The 16,082-nt window shown below is 57.8% G+C and carries 18 protein-coding genes and 5 pseudogenes; 11 read left to right on the forward strand and 12 right to left on the reverse strand.

From position 1 onward, the window contains the following. Window positions 1-358: 358 nt before the first annotated feature. Window positions 359-1,126: pseudogene (locus J3R84_RS32050) on the forward strand (pyridine nucleotide-disulfide oxidoreductase); the annotation flags it as partial. A 162-nt stretch (window positions 1,127-1,288) separates the two neighbouring features. On the opposite strand, the gene J3R84_RS32055 reads toward J3R84_RS32050, so the two are convergent. The 3 genes from J3R84_RS32055 to J3R84_RS32065 all read right to left on the reverse strand — a co-directional run bounded on the left by J3R84_RS32055 (window position 1,289) and on the right by J3R84_RS32065 (window position 3,953). Beyond that, window positions 1,289-1,588: a hypothetical protein gene (locus J3R84_RS32055; RefSeq protein ID WP_057210204.1), complete on the reverse strand. Its 300-nt coding sequence runs from the start codon at window positions 1,586-1,588 to the stop codon at window positions 1,289-1,291. Window positions 1,589-1,774: 186 nt separating this feature from the next. Next, window positions 1,775-2,860: a nucleotidyltransferase family protein gene (locus tag J3R84_RS32060; RefSeq protein ID WP_057225208.1), complete on the reverse strand. Its 1,086-nt coding sequence runs from the start codon at window positions 2,858-2,860 to the stop codon at window positions 1,775-1,777. Then, entirely contained in the window at window positions 2,847-3,953 is a 1,107-nt protein-coding gene (locus J3R84_RS32065) for a phosphoenolpyruvate carboxykinase (ATP) (RefSeq protein WP_057225211.1), read from the reverse strand. The genes J3R84_RS32060 and J3R84_RS32065 overlap by 14 nt, the downstream gene beginning before the upstream one ends. 241 nt (window positions 3,954-4,194) lie before the next feature. Between J3R84_RS32065 and J3R84_RS32070 the strand changes: the two genes are divergently transcribed. From J3R84_RS32070 to J3R84_RS32085, 4 genes and pseudogenes are all read left to right on the forward strand, one after another. Then, window positions 4,195-4,668, forward strand: a complete 474-nt coding sequence (locus J3R84_RS32070; RefSeq protein ID WP_082523610.1) for a nuclear transport factor 2 family protein — start codon at window positions 4,195-4,197, stop codon at window positions 4,666-4,668. A 3-nt stretch (window positions 4,669-4,671) separates the two neighbouring features. Next, entirely contained in the window at window positions 4,672-5,253 is a 582-nt protein-coding gene (locus J3R84_RS32075) for a TetR/AcrR family transcriptional regulator (protein WP_025429587.1), read from the forward strand. Between the two features lie 802 nt (window positions 5,254-6,055). Then, window positions 6,056-6,266, forward strand: a pseudogene (locus tag J3R84_RS32080) (cold-shock protein). A 156-nt stretch (window positions 6,267-6,422) separates the two neighbouring features. Next, a complete protein-coding gene (locus J3R84_RS32085) occupies window positions 6,423-6,698 on the forward strand; it encodes a hypothetical protein (RefSeq protein WP_057211191.1) in 276 nt (91 codons plus the stop codon). Window positions 6,699-7,216: 518 nt separating this feature from the next. Here J3R84_RS32085 and J3R84_RS32090 read toward each other — a convergent pair. The 4 genes and pseudogenes from J3R84_RS32090 to J3R84_RS32105 all read right to left on the reverse strand — a co-directional run bounded on the left by J3R84_RS32090 (window position 7,217) and on the right by J3R84_RS32105 (window position 8,837). Continuing rightward, the gene (locus tag J3R84_RS32090; RefSeq protein WP_171521152.1) at window positions 7,217-7,519 is read right to left on the reverse strand and encodes a hypothetical protein; all 303 of its coding nucleotides are present in this window, start codon (window positions 7,517-7,519) and stop codon (window positions 7,217-7,219) included. A gap of 281 nt (window positions 7,520-7,800) precedes the next feature. After that, window positions 7,801-8,180: pseudogene (locus J3R84_RS32095) on the reverse strand (DUF6481 family protein). A 37-nt stretch (window positions 8,181-8,217) separates the two neighbouring features. After that, a complete protein-coding gene (locus tag J3R84_RS32100; protein ID WP_025427964.1) occupies window positions 8,218-8,442 on the reverse strand; it encodes a hypothetical protein in 225 nt (74 codons plus the stop codon). Between the two features lie 185 nt (window positions 8,443-8,627). Then, on the reverse strand, window positions 8,628-8,837 hold the full coding sequence (locus J3R84_RS32105; RefSeq protein ID WP_025427963.1) for a cold-shock protein: 210 nt from the start codon (window positions 8,835-8,837) through the stop codon (window positions 8,628-8,630). A 193-nt stretch (window positions 8,838-9,030) separates the two neighbouring features. Between J3R84_RS32105 and J3R84_RS32110 the strand changes: the two genes are divergently transcribed. The 3 genes from J3R84_RS32110 (at window position 9,031) to J3R84_RS32115 (ending at window position 10,552) form a co-directional block, all read left to right on the forward strand. Next, entirely contained in the window at window positions 9,031-9,585 is a 555-nt protein-coding gene (locus J3R84_RS32110) for an ATP-binding protein (RefSeq protein ID WP_272502215.1), read from the forward strand. Then, window positions 9,560-9,673, forward strand: coding sequence for an ATP-binding protein (locus tag J3R84_RS38645; RefSeq protein WP_272502216.1), 114 nt, complete (start codon window positions 9,560-9,562; stop codon window positions 9,671-9,673). The genes J3R84_RS32110 and J3R84_RS38645 overlap by 26 nt, the downstream gene beginning before the upstream one ends. A gap of 558 nt (window positions 9,674-10,231) precedes the next feature. Further along, window positions 10,232-10,552 carry a hypothetical protein gene (locus J3R84_RS32115; RefSeq protein ID WP_057208110.1) on the forward strand — a complete coding sequence of 107 codons (321 nt, stop codon included), beginning with the start codon at window positions 10,232-10,234 and terminating at the stop codon, window positions 10,550-10,552. A gap of 175 nt (window positions 10,553-10,727) precedes the next feature. Here J3R84_RS32115 and J3R84_RS32120 read toward each other — a convergent pair whose 3' ends face one another. After that, the gene (locus J3R84_RS32120; RefSeq protein ID WP_057208112.1) at window positions 10,728-11,123 is read right to left on the reverse strand and encodes a PRC-barrel domain-containing protein; all 396 of its coding nucleotides are present in this window, start codon (window positions 11,121-11,123) and stop codon (window positions 10,728-10,730) included. 511 nt (window positions 11,124-11,634) lie between these two features. Between J3R84_RS32120 and J3R84_RS32125 the strand changes: the two genes are divergently transcribed. Together J3R84_RS32125 and J3R84_RS32130 are read left to right on the forward strand one after the other, a co-directional pair. Continuing rightward, a complete protein-coding gene (locus J3R84_RS32125) occupies window positions 11,635-11,889 on the forward strand; it encodes a type II toxin-antitoxin system Phd/YefM family antitoxin (protein WP_057208114.1) in 255 nt (84 codons plus the stop codon). After that, entirely contained in the window at window positions 11,889-12,296 is a 408-nt protein-coding gene (locus J3R84_RS32130) for a type II toxin-antitoxin system VapC family toxin (RefSeq protein ID WP_057226362.1), read from the forward strand. Before J3R84_RS32125 ends, J3R84_RS32130 begins: the two co-directional genes overlap by 1 nt. 183 nt (window positions 12,297-12,479) lie before the next feature. Here the strand turns inward: J3R84_RS32130 and J3R84_RS32135 are convergent. Together J3R84_RS32135 and J3R84_RS32140 are read right to left on the reverse strand one after the other, a co-directional pair. Beyond that, a pseudogene (locus tag J3R84_RS32135) lies at window positions 12,480-12,878 on the reverse strand (beta-ketoacyl-[acyl-carrier-protein] synthase II); the annotation flags it as partial. A 36-nt stretch (window positions 12,879-12,914) separates the two neighbouring features. Further along, window positions 12,915-13,199 (reverse strand): LexA family protein, encoded by a 285-nt coding sequence (locus J3R84_RS32140; protein WP_225968538.1) that lies wholly within the window; start codon window positions 13,197-13,199, stop codon window positions 12,915-12,917. A gap of 28 nt (window positions 13,200-13,227) precedes the next feature. Between J3R84_RS32140 and J3R84_RS32145 the strand changes: the two genes are divergently transcribed. Continuing rightward, complete coding sequence (locus tag J3R84_RS32145; RefSeq protein ID WP_057221884.1) at window positions 13,228-14,343, forward strand: IS630 family transposase; 1,116 nt, start codon at window positions 13,228-13,230, stop codon at window positions 14,341-14,343. Here J3R84_RS32145 and J3R84_RS32150 read toward each other — a convergent pair. After that, window positions 14,341-15,258, reverse strand: a pseudogene (locus J3R84_RS32150) (beta-ketoacyl synthase N-terminal-like domain-containing protein); the annotation flags it as partial. The gene J3R84_RS32145 and the pseudogene J3R84_RS32150 sit on opposite strands and share 3 nt — an antisense overlap. Window positions 15,259-15,436: 178 nt before the next feature. Next, the gene (locus J3R84_RS32155) at window positions 15,437-16,021 is read right to left on the reverse strand and encodes a TetR/AcrR family transcriptional regulator (protein ID WP_057208117.1); all 585 of its coding nucleotides are present in this window, start codon (window positions 16,019-16,021) and stop codon (window positions 15,437-15,439) included. Window positions 16,022-16,082 lie beyond the last annotated feature (61 nt).

Consider the following 16,082-nt stretch of genomic DNA (forward strand, 5'->3'; position numbering starts at 1 on the left):
CACAGATAGAAAATTGGGCGCCTCGTCCCTATTTCACTCCAGACCAAATCTTGCTGAGGTTCAGCTTGCGTTGAGAGGCCCGGACATGGGAGGCCGAAAGGGGAGACGAGTTGGTGGATGCAAGAAATCCGGAACCGTGGGGCACCTTGGTGATTGCGGATGGCGTATGCGGGCCTAGCTTCTTGACGGCGCTTTCATCCGATATGTGCCAGAACGCGATCTCGCTGCCCATATCCTTCACAAGTCTCGATGATTGCGGCCTCCTGGTCCCTTGCAACCAACTGGCTGCGCGCTGAGCTCTAATGCCATCGGGTCGACGCCGGGTTTGGAGCACCTAAAACCGCGCAGGTCGATGTGCGGGCATTCGGTCGTCTCGCTGGGCGACGATGGTGTCTTGAACGTTGCGTCTGACAAGGGCGTTGCCACATTTGCGGGCCCGCCGCATCCTGGTTTCTACCGGCGCGCGTGAGACGCCGCGCTCGGCGAAGCTAGTATCCGGCGATCGGCCAGTGGGTATCGTCACAACAGGCACCCTGCGGTCCTATGTCACATTCTATGGCCTCATGCCGTTCAGTCGCCCATTGATCGTCGGCTCAGAATTGGTGTCGCTGTTTCCTGCGATGGAATTCTGTTTACCGGGCGCTTCACGCCGGAGGCCGCGCTTTTCCTGCAGGCTTCGATCGGAGTTGCTGCGGGTAGTGCCGGGCCGGCCGTTGACCAGGACGGTCGCACGGACAACCCACTCTACTTCGCCAGCGGCAACGTATTGCGCGCCGTGGAGACTTGCAGTTGGGCTTTCCGCGAAGGGACAGTCGTGGGGGCGGCGATTGCGCTAGACCTGGACAGGGGAGGGGAGGCCGGACCACCGGTTGCTCTCACCTTCGATCCGCCGGCGAAGCTGGTGGTGCCGCAGATCTCGCGACGCGTCGAGCCGAACGTGTCCGCCTTCCGTCAATTCCAGCTACGCTTCAATCGACGCTGTCGCGGTGTCGTGTCACTCGAACTCGATGGCCGCAAGGTGTGGTGAAAGGCCCAGCTTTGGATGCCGGAACGACGGGTCCCAGTACCTATTCCGGACGCTGCACGCCAAGCGCAGGCAGTCCATTTTCGCTTTCGGGAGGATTAAGGAATGCGCGTTGCGGCCATAGACCAGGGCACGACATCGACCCGATGCCTTGTGGGTCAGCACGGCGGCGAAGCACGCCAACTGCATTCTTACAACATAAACATGCAAATTGAAGTCACCGCGCCACGTCTTACGCGAACCCCTGACCACTCGAGGCCTGAACTACCGGACCCCGTTTTGCTTGGTGCTGCTCTGCGACTTGCCCGCACCCGGGCCGCCTTTCGACACACCGCCCCCGTGGCTGCTTCCTGGATTTGTCGGATCCGGTCCATTGCCCCAACCATTGTTGCCCTTAGTACTGCCACCTCCGCCGGATGCCGCAATCGCCTTCGACGTCAGGCTGGTGGACAGAAGCATCGTCACGACAGGCGGGGTTACGACTGCAAAGCGGCCGCAGTCCTTCAGGAATTCGCGCCGGTCTTCGTTGCTTCGAGACTGCGAGCCGTCAACTTTTTCGGACATACGTGTTCCCCCCCGCGCCTAATGTGATCAATAGTACATTAGTATATTGAGTTATTCCAGCAAAGTCTTTGGTCTAGATCTGGGCCTTTAAGCTGGTCGGAGGTGACTTTCATCCAAAATGTGCACCTCCGGCTTGTCACTTCGCCTACCTCAACCAAAGCGCGCTCTAACAGTTTCGAAACAGCCCTATAGTTTACCAAGCGGCTTCGGGCGAAAAATGCGTCGCAACTCGCGAACCTTTCGCTCAATTTCCTGGCGCCAGGAAGGATAGGGCTCGCCACCGAAGCGATCCCAGGAACGGTAGTGGGCAAGTTCCGAGATAAGTGTCAGGAGCGTGAGCGGGCCCGCAAGATAGTCGCGGCCGAGCTGAAAATGCCGCCGGGCAAACTGGATCCTGGCCATCCATCCCACCCCGCTAGTAGCCGGCCGGTCTAGCCCGAGCAGCGCGTCGGCCGTCACGATTTGCGTATCCACAGCGTTTCTCTCATAACCGCTCGCGAAAAGCCCTCTCAACTCATTCCAGTCGATCGGTGACGTGCGGGAGAGCTTCGCGATGTCCAGAAGGTGGCGCAGGTCCATCAGCCCACGCCAGTAATCCCCGTCCTGAAACTGATCGTGCAGAAGCAAGAGGACGATCTGCGCAAGGGGCGTGGGTAAGCGCACGCGACTACCGGCAATATCTAGCGCGCGGCTGTCACGGTGGAGCCATTCTGCGTTACCGAAGGAGGACGGCCCCCTCGGTCGGCACTGTAGGTCAATGCTCCCGACATACGTTGGACGGACCAGAACGACCGGGAGATGATATTTTGTGTTTCCTGGCCAGGAGCCTTCGCCGGCTGAAAGCTCGATCTCGTATCCGACATGGCGCAATGTTTCTATTGCGGCGGCCATGTTCTCCGGACGGACAAGAATATCCAAATCGGTCAGGATGCGGGCGCCGAACTCTTCAGGGTCTGCACTCACGAGAACCGCTGTTCCCTTCATAACGACCGGTTCTATGCCAATGTCGTTGAGACGGGCGCTCGCCTCGATCAGTTGCGTCTTCAGTCTGCAATTCCGCTCCGCGTTGCGCGCGTAGATCATTGCCAGGTAATTGCTCACGTCTTTAGGCAAGTCCTGCGTTTTGGACTTCTTTGCCGCCGCTGCGAGAGAGGTGATCGTCAGGCTCCTGTTCGCAAGAGCTATGATCGCGTCCCAGTTCGCGTCTTTTGGTATCTGCCCATTGAGGCAGCAGGCAAGCGTAAGGAGGTCGCGTCTGCTATTGCCTGTCATGAAGGCGACTCAAGGTTTCTACGGCCTCGTCGAGGGCAGAGTACGTAAGTTCGACGGCGCGCGCCCCTGAAACCATCTGCAGGAGTCGCTGAAACTGCGGCAAAGCGAGGCGGCGCTCAGGCGTGAAAGCACCGGCCAGCAGTTCCGAAAGCACTTTTAGGGCATCAACGTCTGTAACCACGATCGGTCCCTTTCGCCGACGGCGGAGCAGTACGATGGCTTCAAGCGGAACCCGTTCCTGTGCGGCATAGCAAAGCCCTTTCGGATAGCGGACGCGCTTGTTGTCAAGCCGCCGATGGATAGGTGCCGCCAGAATGGCATCCGTCATTTGGTCGAGCAGACCCCAAGAACCCTGCTTGAGTGCCGGCGAGAAGGGCACGCCCACAAGCAGGCCATCCTCGTCCAAAAGGGCGATGTCATCCCCGCCGCAGGCGAAACCTGCTGCAAGCAGTGCCATGGCGAGCGTGGTCTTGCCAGCCCCCGGCGCGCCACAGACTAACAGGCCTCTGGCGTTCCTGACGAGCAATGCGGCGTGTAGCGCGACGTTCGTTCCAAGATTCGCAAGAACGTCGTCTGTTATCAGCGCCTTAAGCGCGGGGGCAGCTTCCGAGCCGGCGACGATCATTCCTGAGGTACGATTTCGGCTGATGCATACGCGATCGCCAAGCCGCGCCACGTCGTAGACAGCCGTGTGTGGCGTGTCGGCGTTCGTCCTGTTGTGGGTGAAAACGGGGAGAATGAGATCGCGAAGATCTTGATCGTAAAAGGCGATCGATACGGTGGTACCGGCGAAATCGAACTTTCGGGTATCTAGTGGCTGACCCTCATCCTCATCGAAAATGATCTCCAGTAGATTGCGTCGTGACCAATAGGCCAAGTAATTTTGCACCGACGCATGAGCCCGAGCCCGGCTGGCGCCCCGCGCCATAACCGCGGTTTCCAATTCACAAGGCGACGTGGGGTCGGTGAGAAGACAGGTAAGATAAGCGCTCAGCTCATCGAGCTGAAAAATCTGCTGCGACGCCTCGTCAAATATTGTCTTTCGCTCGCCAAGCAGGAAAAAATTTGCACCGGCGGAGAGGCGGAACTTCATTCCTATCCCATTTGCGTTCGCCACAGACAGTCAATCCACATTAACGATCGAAAGTACGGTTGCAAGGTGTCCGGTTTTCGGGAGCTGACGCGAACTCGGCGGGCTACGGCGCAACCTTTCAATTCGCACGGCAAAGCGGCCAGCGCCCAGCGTTGACCGTTGACGCTGCACTCAGCCACATGTACCGATTGACACACTGTTTACCGATCGGTACAGTGAAAAGGATCTGGAGATCATGACCATGACTGAACAACGCCCACCACTGCCCCCTTTCACCCGCGAATCGGCAGCGGCCAAAGTCCGAGCTGCAGAGGACGGATGGAACAGTTGCGATCCGCACCGCGTGTCCCTCGCCTACAGCGTCGACAGCTATTGGCGTAACCGCGCGGAATTTGTCCAAGGACGCGAACGTATCGTCGAGTTCCTGGCGAGGAAGTGGACAAAAGAACTCGAATACCGGCTGATCAAGGAGCTGTGGGCTCATGACGGCGACCGCATCGGGGTGCGCTTCGCCTACGAGTACCGCGACGACTCCGGGAACTGGTACCGGGCATACGGCAACGAAAACTGGGAGTTCGACGAAAACGGGCTGATGCACCACCGTTATGCCTGCATCAATGATCTGCCGATCGAAGAATCTGAACGCAAATTCTTCTGGGATCGGTCTGGGCCCAGGCCAGCGGACCACCCGGGACTTTCCGAATTGGGACTGTAGCACATGCCAAAGATCGTCGCCGAGCGCTCGGACGTAATCCCATCCCTCGCCGAGATCTTTCGGGAGTATGGCTTCGACGGTGCAAGCCTATCGACCATCACCGAAAAGACCGGCCTCGGAAAGGGAAGCCTTTATCACTTCTTTCCCGGCGGGAAGGAAGAGATGGCCGCAGCCGTGCTCGGCGAGATCGACGAATGGTTCGCGACGCAGGTCTTCGAGCCGCTAAGGAGCGCGGACGATCCGCGTTCCGCAATCACCAGCATGTGTAGCTCGGTTGCCGGCTACTTTCGCTCCGGCCGCCGTGTATGCCTCATTGGCGCGTTTGCACTGGACAACGTCCGGAACCGCTTCAGCGATCGGGTCAGGGATTACTTTGCCGAGTGGCGTGGTGCGCTCGCCTCTGCTCTTGAGAGGGCCGGATGCCCTGAACGTGACGCCCTTGCGCTTGCCGAGGAGACAGTAGTTGCCGTCCAGGGGGCCTTGGTGCTCGCCAGGGCGCTCGACGAACCGGAAGTCTTCGAACGAACCCTAGAGCGAATCCAGTCCCGGCTTATTGCGGCGACCGGTGGAGACGAGCAAAGATGAGGGATCGCAAAACAAACTCCGTCGTGCTCGCACCATGGCGGCTCAAGCGCGCCGTAGAGTTCATCGAAATGAACCTAGCGACCCCGCTTCAACTCGTAGACATCGCGCGCGCCGCGGGCCTCAGTGGGGCGAGAATTTTCCAGTCCTTATTGAACGCACCGTCGAGAAGGAAGGTCTCACTTCAGTGTATAAGATCGGGAATGTAAACGACACGCATTTGCTTAGAGTTTTGACTTTGGAGGACGAAGGTGTTGTATCGTTCAGCATCCTCGCGAATCCGGATAACAGATAGTGGACAATCGCATCGACTATCTCCGCACCTACCGACAATGCGCGTGCGGCGATGGTGCCTACTGAGGCGGCGTTTCCGGCCTGGTTGCGCTCCGGCCGTTGACGGCACTGCACCGACGCCAGTGCAGCCGTGCCTTGGTGCCGATTGGTATGAAAGGATGCAGCACTTTCTTGAAGCCCTTGATTGGTTACCGCGGCGGCGCATCGACGCCTTGGAAAGGCGTGTAGCCGTTAAATTTGTCTTTCTCGAAACGTCAGTCACGTCGATCATCCGGTCGTAATCGCATGTAATCACAGTGCTCATGAAAGTAGATGTCGACGGGTGAAAAAACTAAAAGTTGACGTGCGCACGGAACACGTCTATCAAAACGGCTGTCGATATTAGGTTGCTGAGCTTTGGTTACAGCGCGTTTGGCGCCGACCCTTGAACGGATCTTCCCTTCAAAGATCGTTATTCTCAACCGCAACGCTTTTTTGCGTAGCGGTCATCTCTGTTGCTAAAGGGTTCATCATGGCCGCTGGCACCGTAAAATGGTTTAATTCCACCAAAGGCTTCGGCTTCATCCAGCCTGACAACGGCGACGCTGACGCATTCGTTCACATCTCTGCCGTCGAGCGCGCTGGAATGCGGGAAATTGTAGAAGGCCAGAAGATTGGCTTTGACTTGGAGCGCGACAACAAGTCGGGCAAGGGTGTCCGCTTGCAATCTGCAGGTTATTTAGTCGGTAACTGCTTTCCGTTGACCACTGATGTACTGGCACTGTTGAAAGCAGTTTATCCAATCGAGTTCAGGCGAGATCGCCTGGCTTTTTTTATGCCCGAACGGCAGCGGTCTTGTCGATCGCGTTCGCAATGCGGGCTCAAGCACGTGAGAGCTGATGACTGAGAAACCCGATGAGCTTCAGGCAATCAATACGGCATGGCAGATCGCCATACAGGAAATTCTAAGAATGGTCGTCCGGGATATGTACAAGACCGGCGACGAAGCCGTGTTCAGGTCGCATATAAGGCGGATCGAAGAAGCCGCGGTGGACAGTATCTATTCCGGCCTTACGTTGCGAGGAACTGACGAGTGGACAGAGGTTCTCGTTAAGGAGAAGGCGAGCAATTTCGTCACCACGCTTTTGACGTCGTTCACGTATGACAGAGTGTGAAACTGCGTCGGCCTCCTAGCTTTGTACAATTGCGATTTACGTCTCGACCCAGACCGAGCCTCATCAGCAGGTGCATCATCAACCCGATTTGGACGCTTAATTTGCTGATCGCATAGTTACCCAGGGAGAGATTGTCGCCGATGGATCAGGATTCGTGCAGTGGCGGTCTGAAGGCCAATTGCGCTGGGCTGGTTCCCTGAGTCTATCGGTTCTTTAGCAGATACGCGCGAAATGGTCCCGACAGAATCGATGCCGTTTTCTCCCGCAAAGGCAAAATGCCCGTATCGGGATGAGGCCGGACGGAGCTCCGCGCTCTGTCTACATTCAGGGATATTATATGCCTGCCAAAGACGTCTGCCTCTCCAGAAGCTCAAGACGACGCGTTTGGCGTGCGGCGCGTTCTTCCGGATAATGTCAGCCACAAGCGTTGGGTATCATCTTATGAAAAAGTCTTAGGACGATCGCGCCGCGATTACCCCATGTTTTTCGATCCCAGCGCACCTGCGCATTGACTGAAGTCAGTCTAGCTCTTCGAAAAAGTCACAAATCAGTTCCGCGACTATCATCGCCTCCGATTCAGTCATGTGCGCCGCAGTTTCAATGGCGACCTCTTCCATGTCGTCTCGATCAACGGCGAGAAGGTCCAGTATTCTGGCAAACTTGATCTTGAGTTCGATGTCTTTATCAAACTCATCGATGGTTACCGTCAAAATGCTGATATTTGCTTCGATCAGACGAGTCTGAATGCTGTCGGCAGACGCCGCGAGCGTTCGCACGGCTGCAAAGAACTGCTTCTTTGCATAGGGATGTTTCTCGTCCATTTTGCTACCTTTTGCTTCAGCGCGGACCATTAGATGTCATGTTCAATGTAGGATAGCGGTCTCAGGGGCGTGCTCTGGTGGTCTATAGGAGCGGCGTTGGTGTGCACCAAACCACACAGCCGTTAGCACGTTGCCAAGCCACAAGCACTGTCAACGACGCTACGAAGAGTGACGGCCAAAGTCGAGCCGAGCACAACCACCTAAGGGGAGCAGTCTCGCCACGGAGCATAATGCGCTTTCGATGCTGACCACCACCCCCACTGAGTTTTTCGACTGATCTTTTAAGCCTGCCGTGCCTTGCGGTTGGCGTAACGCCGGTCGCGCTCGGCCTTGCGAGCAGCCTCGTCCTCGATCACGCGTGAAATGCGGTTCTTGTCGGCGGCTTCGCGCGCTTCGGCCTCAGCTCTTGCGGCAGCCGTGAGTGCCGCCTCGCGCTCAGCGGCCTCGGCCTGCAAGCGCTCGCGCTCCTCATTCTTTACCCGTTCGCGTTCGATGCGCCGCTCTTCGCGGGCTGCAGCGACCGCCTGACGCTCGGCCTGGCGGGCGAGTTCGGTCGGTTCTGCGGCTTCCTTTCCGCGCGGTAGGCTTCAAGAAGCGCTTTCTTCGCATCGGCCGCGGCGCTGCGACGGTCGGTGAGTTCACTGTTTCTGATGTTTCTCAAGTCTCTATTCCAGTTGAGGTGTCACCCTGACTGAAAGTCAGGTTTTTCTGACGCGTTTCGAAGCGGGGGCGGCAGCCGCCGCCAGGCGGTCCTGCAATTCCTTCGCCAGCCGCGCTTCGCGCAGACGCAGGGTCTTCTCTTCGCGAGCCTGGACGATGGAGTCGAGTTCTTCAACGGCGCTGTCGCGGGCAAAGAACTGCGATTGCTCTTTGGCAAAGGCGATCTCGGCCCGCTGGCGCGATTTGTTGTGTGTCTCTGTCATGGGATATCCCCGACTTTGGCGCGCGTCTACGGTGTTGCACGTCACTCCCGATGCATAATGCAGTTGCGGGATCGTGCAGTCGGCGCGCGGAAATAAAAAAGGCCAGGCATGTTGCCTGACCTTGATGGGTATCATGCTCTCGACAGTGCCAGTACATCCGTGGTCAAGGGAGAGCCGATACCGATTTAGGCTGCCTGCAGATTGCAGGCAGACATCTTGCCCGACTTGTTGTCGCGCTCCATGTCGTAGGCGATCTTCTGGCCTTCGACGATTTCGCGCATTCCAGCACGCTCGACGGCGGAGATGTGGACGAATGCGTCCGGACCGCCGTTGTCAGGCTGAATGAAGCCGAAGCCCTTGGTGGAATTAAACCATTTAACTGTGCCAGTGGTCATGATGAACCCTTTCATAGCATATTGAATGACCGCCGCGCACAAGCGCTGCGGATGAAGATAGCGATTTTTGAAAGGAAGGTTCGTCAGGGCGCAGTTGCTAAATGCGCGGTAACCAAAGTTCAGCAAGCAAATATCGATAAATCGCTGATAGAGAAAACTGATCCGAAAGTCAACTTTTAGTTTCTGGGACTCTATGGCGCGCTGGTGGCTCCCTCCACTGGGCGGTCCAGGCTCAGGGGTTGATGTTCGACCGAGAGCCGTGAGAACAGACCGACGGCTGACAAACAGGCTCGCTACAGCAAAGCTTTGTTTTGCCAATGCCTCGAACGAAGACATCGATTTTGGATCTCACCCCGGTCTTGATCGCCGGAACGTCCTATCTCTGGCGCAAGGTGCATGGCTGAAGGCAAACGAGAACCTAATCCTGACCGGCCAAACAGGCACCGGAAAGAGGTGGATTGCTTGTGCCTTTGCACAACAGGCGGCCCGCCTCAACGACTCAGTCCAGCCAACGCTGTTTGAGGACCTCGCACTTGCCAGGCTGGATGGACGCTTTCCGCGCCTCGTCGATAAGCTTGCGCGCGTGCACTTGCTGGTGCTGGATGACTGGCGAACACATACCTTGAACGATCGACAGCGCCTCGATCTGCTAGAACTCTTCGAGGAGCGATATCGGCGGAATCGACCTGATCACGGCTCAGCTTCCCGTGGCCCGGCACGAAATGATCGGAGAGGCCACTCTGGCTGATGCGATTTTGGACCGTATTGTTCACAACGCTCACCGCACAACGCTCGAAGGCGACAGCATGCGGAGACGAAAAAACCGACGCTCTTGACCGGCTGCGAAATAACCGAAATCAACATCCGTAACAGCAACCAGGCGACCGGAGTGGGGCGCATCCCTTGTCCGGACTTAGCGAAACGCTTGTCCGCAACCGCTGAAATGACTATCCCGATTTACCGAAATCCGCACGGTTGAGCCGCTAAACCAGCCCAGGCGCCAATGCCATTCCCGCGGGAGCTACGAGCATTGCTCGCCGATCACTCCGATGACGATAGGCATCTGCGAACTCTAGGACGTGGCGTCAAACAACAGGCCCAGATGGTCAGCAGGACCCCGGCGCCTGCGACCTCGCCGCGCGAACCTCTGCAACCAATGTGTCGATCAAGGGTGCAGTATGATCGCGATCAAGATCGCAATGAGGTGATCCGAGATACCACGATCGCCGAGCCGCCGTCCGCAAAGACAAGGAGGGGGAACAATACGGCATCGGAAGTGTTTATTTATCAACCTTCCGCGCCGCTTGGAAGGGAGGAGAGGCCGGGAAGAAGTGCTTTCAGCGTTTCGTTTCCGGCCTTTTTACGCGGAGTGCACTTATTAGGTGGAGGCAGTCATGAACCTCGCGAACCTCCAGATCGAAGGGCTACTGATGGCGATTGCTTCCATCAATCACGTGTTGGTTCGGCGCGGCCTGTTATCGGCCGAAGACATCGAGATCGCATTGCGAAAGGCTGAGGCGATCGAGACAGGTGGCGAAGCCTGGCAGGGACTGTCGCCGGTGCATCGTGATGCGATCAGTTTCCCGATACTGCTACTGCAACTCGCTAATCGCTGCCAGCCCGAGGCGGATCTTCCATGCTTCTCCGAGTTGGCCGGCATGGTCGGCAGAATGAAAGCCCCGGGCGAAGATCAGGATAGACCGTTCTCGAAGTAGGGACCACCTCGACTGCAACTAGGTACGATGGCGCCGTCCGCTAACCCTCTAATACCTGGCCGCCCTTCACGGGCAGTCAGACGACCAGGCCCGTAGCCTGGAGGACCGCTCCTTCCGGATTGAGACTCCGCTTTGGGGGGAGTCCTCAACCCTTTATATTTGTCCGCTACTCGGACTAGCGTTCCCAGCGGCCTTCGTATTTGAACTCCGGGGCCGTCTTGAGCTGATCCTTGGTCGCGTCCATCACCGCCGTCCACTTCTTGTCGTTTTCGACGTATGTGATTTTGACGGCCTTCGGGCTCACAATTACATAGCGATCTCCCATCCCCAGAAACCCGCCAACCGACACGATGTACCCCGTCAGCTGGTCGTCCGACAGGATCAAATCTTTGATCTCCCCGATCGCCTCGTTGGCATTGTTGGTGACGTTGAGATTGATGAGATTGTAGCTCAGCACATCGGTCGGCTTGGCGGTGACGAAGGTTTCGGTGGTCGTGGTTTCGGCCGTCTGCGCGGAAGCCGTTCCTAAGATCATCGCAGTCGCAGCAAGAGCAGTCAGAATACGTCGCATGGTCCCACTCCTTTGAGCATGTTCATGAACCCGGAAACGCCCTGATGTGAGCAAAAGTTCCAACGACCTCAGTTAATTACGCCGGTTTCATGCACCGCTATTTGAGCCAATATGGGGGCTGCGGGGATTCAGAATCGTTCATGCCAGGGCAGTCCTGTTTGAGTTACCTCCAATTGCCTTCGGCCCGATCCCAGTCCATGGGCGTTTTCTCTTCTCTTGGTTTTGCGTCTATACAAACAACTCACAACGTCGGAATTGGTTCGAGCCGTCGCCCAGACGGTTCGAGATCTGTTTCGAGACGCGTTGGCCGGAAGCACTGGCCGCGGTTTTTCTGCTCAGAGTTTGTTTTTCGGCCCGTGCCCCGCGGGGTGATCTGCGGCGCAGCTCGGTTATCGAGATCGCTGATCATGTGGCGGTGCGTGCAGGTCGTCGATCGGCCTGGTGCATTGGCACTTTCAAGGGCAGACAAGGACTATATAGCTAGACAGTCTAGCCAAAATGGAGCGAAACTATGGAATGGCAACTGCAGGACGCCAAGAACCAATTCTCGAAGGTGGTGCAGAAGGCGCGCCATGAAGGGCCGCAGATTGTCACGCTGCGCGGTGAGCGCACAGCCGTCGTGCTGTCCGCTCATGACTACGACGCTCTGCGCGCCGGCCGGCCAACGCTGGTCGACGATCTGCTGGGCGGTCCCGCTTGGGACGATCAGTTCGCTGATGTGGGGAATGTACGCGCCAAGCCGCCAAGCCGCGATGTGGCCTTCTGATGTATCTGGTTGACACCAACATCGTCTCAGAGGCGCGACGCGGCACGCCGCAGGCGGTGTCTTGGCTGCGCTCTGTCGATCCGCTCAGCATCCACCTGAGTGCGCTTACCCTCGGCGAAATCATGCGCGGCATTGCCCTGAAACAGAGGTCGGATCCAAAGACTGCCGCGCACTTCACCGAATGGTTGCGCAAGCTGCGCCACGACCATGGCGACCGCATTTTGCCGATAACCAACCAAATCGCGGTCGAATGGCGCCGCATCGCGGCAATCCGCCCCTGCGGCGATATCGACGGGTTGATTGCCGCGACTGCGATCGTCCACGATCTCATCCTTGTCACACGCAACGTCAAGGATTTCGAAGACACAGACGCCTCCGTGATCAACCCTTGGGAGAGCTCGGCGTGAGCCGCTCGGCGTCGATCACCCGTTGCATGCCGGCATTCACTGTGTCCATTCGATGGCGTGCCGGTTTCCTGTTTTAGACCTCTGAAGTTGCAAAATGTTATCGACTGTTGTCTTCCCGACCCTTCATAGAATGTCACCCGCGGCAAAGACACAGTTTCACGTGTTCTGGGAGCGAGCTTAGCGTCAGCCGATTGACGGAGCGCGGCCGGCGCCCCCTTCTGTCCAGCGCCGGAAGAGTGCACTGGCATTGACCCCGCCAAAGCCGAAGCCATTCGATATGGCGTATTCAGTGTCCAGGTGTCGCGCTTCGTTCGCGACGAAATCGATACCATCGGCTTCCGGATCCGGAGCATTCAGGTTCAAGGTCGGTGGTGCGACCTGGTTGCTGAGCGCCAGAATCGTGAATATGGCCTCCAGTCCTCCGGCCGCGCCGAGCAGGTGCCCCGTGGCCGATTTCGTCCCGCTGACAGCCACGGTCATTTTGGAACCAAAAACGTTCTTGATCGCCCTGATTTCACCGAGATCCCCGACCTGTGTCGAGGTGGCGTGCGCGTTCAGATGACCGATCTCAAGCGGAGAAATTCTAGTACCGCGCCACAGAGATTATGACGGTTTGTCTTATCGTAGAATGGGCAGGGCTTCTGGTGGGATGAGAAGCTGGATGCTTCGTGCGGCGCCTGGCACGCGGGATATGAAACCCGCCTTCTCGAGGGTCAGCACCATCTGGTGAACAGACGGAGCCGTAACGCCGAAGTGGCGACGCATGTCGGCTTCGGCCGGAGGCTGTTTGAAGATGCGGCTGTAGGCGTAGATGAAGGCCAGGTACTGGCCTTGGATTTGCGTAAGGCGATGTGTTGCCGTTGCGGCTTGCGGGTCAAGTGAGGGACTCATTTTCGGATTCATCTGCGTCTCCGCGCTGAAGGAGGTGTCGATGAATATAAAGTTTCACATAGAGCTTAGCCAATCGGAACGTGATCAACTGGCCGCTTTGTTGAGCGGGGGACGCCATGCGTCGCGCAAGATCAAGCGCGCCCAGATCCTGGTCGCGGCGGACGAAGGCTTCAGCGACGAGGCGATCGCGGCAACCTTGAACGTCAGCGGATCGACGATTTACCGGACCAAGCGCCGGTTTGTGGAAGCCAATCTGGAGGGCGCGCTCAGTGAAGAACCGCGCCCGGGCGTTGGGCGCAAGCTATCAGCCAAGGAGGAGGCGCTGTTGGTGGCGACCGCCTGCTCAAAGCCGCCGCCCGGGCGAGCCCGCTGGACGCTTGAGCTTCTGGCCGATGAGATGGTCCGGCTCACCGATCATGACGAGTTGTCCTCCGAGACCGTGCGTCGCCGGCTGGCTGAGAACCATCTCAAGCCTTGGCGCAAAAACATGTGGTGCATCCCAAAGATCGATGGGGAATACGTCGCGCGCATGGAGGATGTTCTCGACCTCTACGCAGAAACGCCTGATCCACAAAGGCCCGTGGTCTGCTTCGACGAGAGCCCGACCCAACTCATCGGCGAAGTGCGCGAGCCCATTGCGGCCAAGCCTGGCCAGCTTGAACGCTACGACTGCGAGTATCGTCGAAATGGCACGGTCAATCTGTTTGTCTTCATGGACGCCCACCGGCCCTGGCGCAGGGTGAAGGTCACCGATCGGCGAACCAACCAAGACTTCGCCGAGTGCATGCGCGAACTGGTCGACGTCGATTATCCCGACGCCCCGATCATCCGCGTGGTGATGGACAACCTCTCCACCCATTCCGCCGGGGCGCTTTACGACGCATTTCCCGCCCCGGAGGCTCGAAGGGTGCTGAAGCGACTCGAGTTCCACCACACGCCCAAGCACGCCAGTTGGCTTAACATGGTCGAGATAGAGATCGGTGTCCTGCGTAGCCAGTGCCTCGACCGTCGTATCGACAACAAAGACACCATAATCGCCGAAGTCGCAGCCTGGGAGCAGCAACGCAACACCCATGGCGCAAAGATCCAATGGATGTTCACAACCGAAAATGCCCGCCAAAAGCTCCGCAAAGCCTACCCCGTCAAAGAGTCATAATCTCTGTGGCGCGGTACTAGCTTGTGAAATAGCGATCTCCATGGCTCTGCGCGCGCCGGTCCCGTCTTCGGGTCCGGACGTTATGTGATGGGCGTCAGCAGTCGTGCCATATCCGACCAGTTCAGCAAGTGGCGTGGCGCCGCGAGCAAGCGCGTGGCTTAGGGATTCGATGACGAGCATGCCGGCTCCTTCGCCCATGACGAAGCCATCGCGTGACATATCGAAGGGACGCGATGCCCGGCTTGGTGCTCCGTTAAAGCTGGTCGACAGCGATCTGGCAGCTGCGAAACCACCAAGACTGACGATATTCATGCAGGCTTCTGTCCCACCGCAAATCGCAATATCGGCTTCATCGGCGCGGATGAGCCTGGCGGCATCGCCGATTGCCTGAACGCCAGCAGCACATGCCGTTACGGGCGCGCCGAGGGGGCCTTTGAAGCCATGGCGGATCGAGACTTGCCCCGCTGCGAGATTGACGAGAAACGACGGTATAGTGAAGGGTGAAAGACGACGCACACCACGTTGATCGACGGTGCGCACCGCTTCGGTGATTGCGGGGAAGCCGCCGATGCCCGACGCGATGATCGTCGCGGTACGTAGCCGGTCTTCATTCGAGGTCGGGTTCCAGTTCGCCTGCGCGAGGGCCTCTTCAGCGGCCGCCAGTGCGAAGATAATGAACCGGTCGACCTTGCGCTGGTCCTTCGGAGCCATGATCGTGTCGGGATCGAAACCGCCTTCTTGATCCTCAGTGAACGAGGAGACCACACCTCCAATTTTCGAAGGCAGGTCCCCAACGACGTCGTCACCCAGTCGCCGAATACCACTTTCACCCGCAAGCAGGCGCGACCAGGAGATACCGACATTCGCACCAAGGGGACTTACAGCTCCCATTCCTGTTACAACGATACGACGCATGTGTTCTCACCTGTATTCAGTTTAAAATAGGCATGCCTCTAGCCTCCCGGCCGACGATGCGGTCAGGGTCTGTTGTTAAAACATGCAGTACGTACGGCCTCGAAGACGCTCTCACCCGAACCGGGCGGTATCTAAAGCTGGTCCTTATTCGCGCCGAGTTATCGAACCAGCTCAGCCTTCAGACGACATCGTCACCGCGCGCAATGCTTCTGACTTCGCTGGCCGCCGCGTCGAGGATCCCTTGCGACAAATTCTGGTCTTCCATGATCCGTGACAGCGTAACGGCCCCCACCATGAGTGACAGTATGGCCATCGCCCTACTGCTGGGATTAGAGTCCTTTTCGCCGATCAGTTCATCCAGAACCTCAAAGTGAGCCCGGATCCCGACTTCAAACGGGCGCCTTACCTCTTCGCTCTGGCGAGCCGCGTCCGATCCCAACGCCACCAAAGGGCAACCCTCTGCTTTTTCGCCTCTGTGGTCCGAGGAGAGATAGAACTCCATGACGGCTTCAAGCGGATCCGGACTGTTCGCCGCCGCCGCTGACCATCTTCGGGTAGCACTTTCCATTGCGCGCCTCGAGGCCAGCGCAGCAAGGTCGTCCTTCGACGCGAACTGCTTGTAGAAACCACCTTGGGTAAGGCCAGCACCCTTCATCAGATCCTTGAGCCCGATGCCATCGAAGCCATGTTCTCGAAAAAGACGACTTGCGACGTTGATCACCGTCTCACGGTTCTCCTCGGCCTGTGCCCGGCTCACTCTCATATCGACCTCCGTTTAGATTTCATTTGACATCTATAATGCAAATAGAGTTAGATCGCAATCT

Origin of the sequence: Ensifer canadensis, assembly GCF_017488845.2 — a bacterium.
Classification (GTDB): Bacteria; Pseudomonadota; Alphaproteobacteria; order Rhizobiales; family Rhizobiaceae; genus Ensifer; species Ensifer canadensis.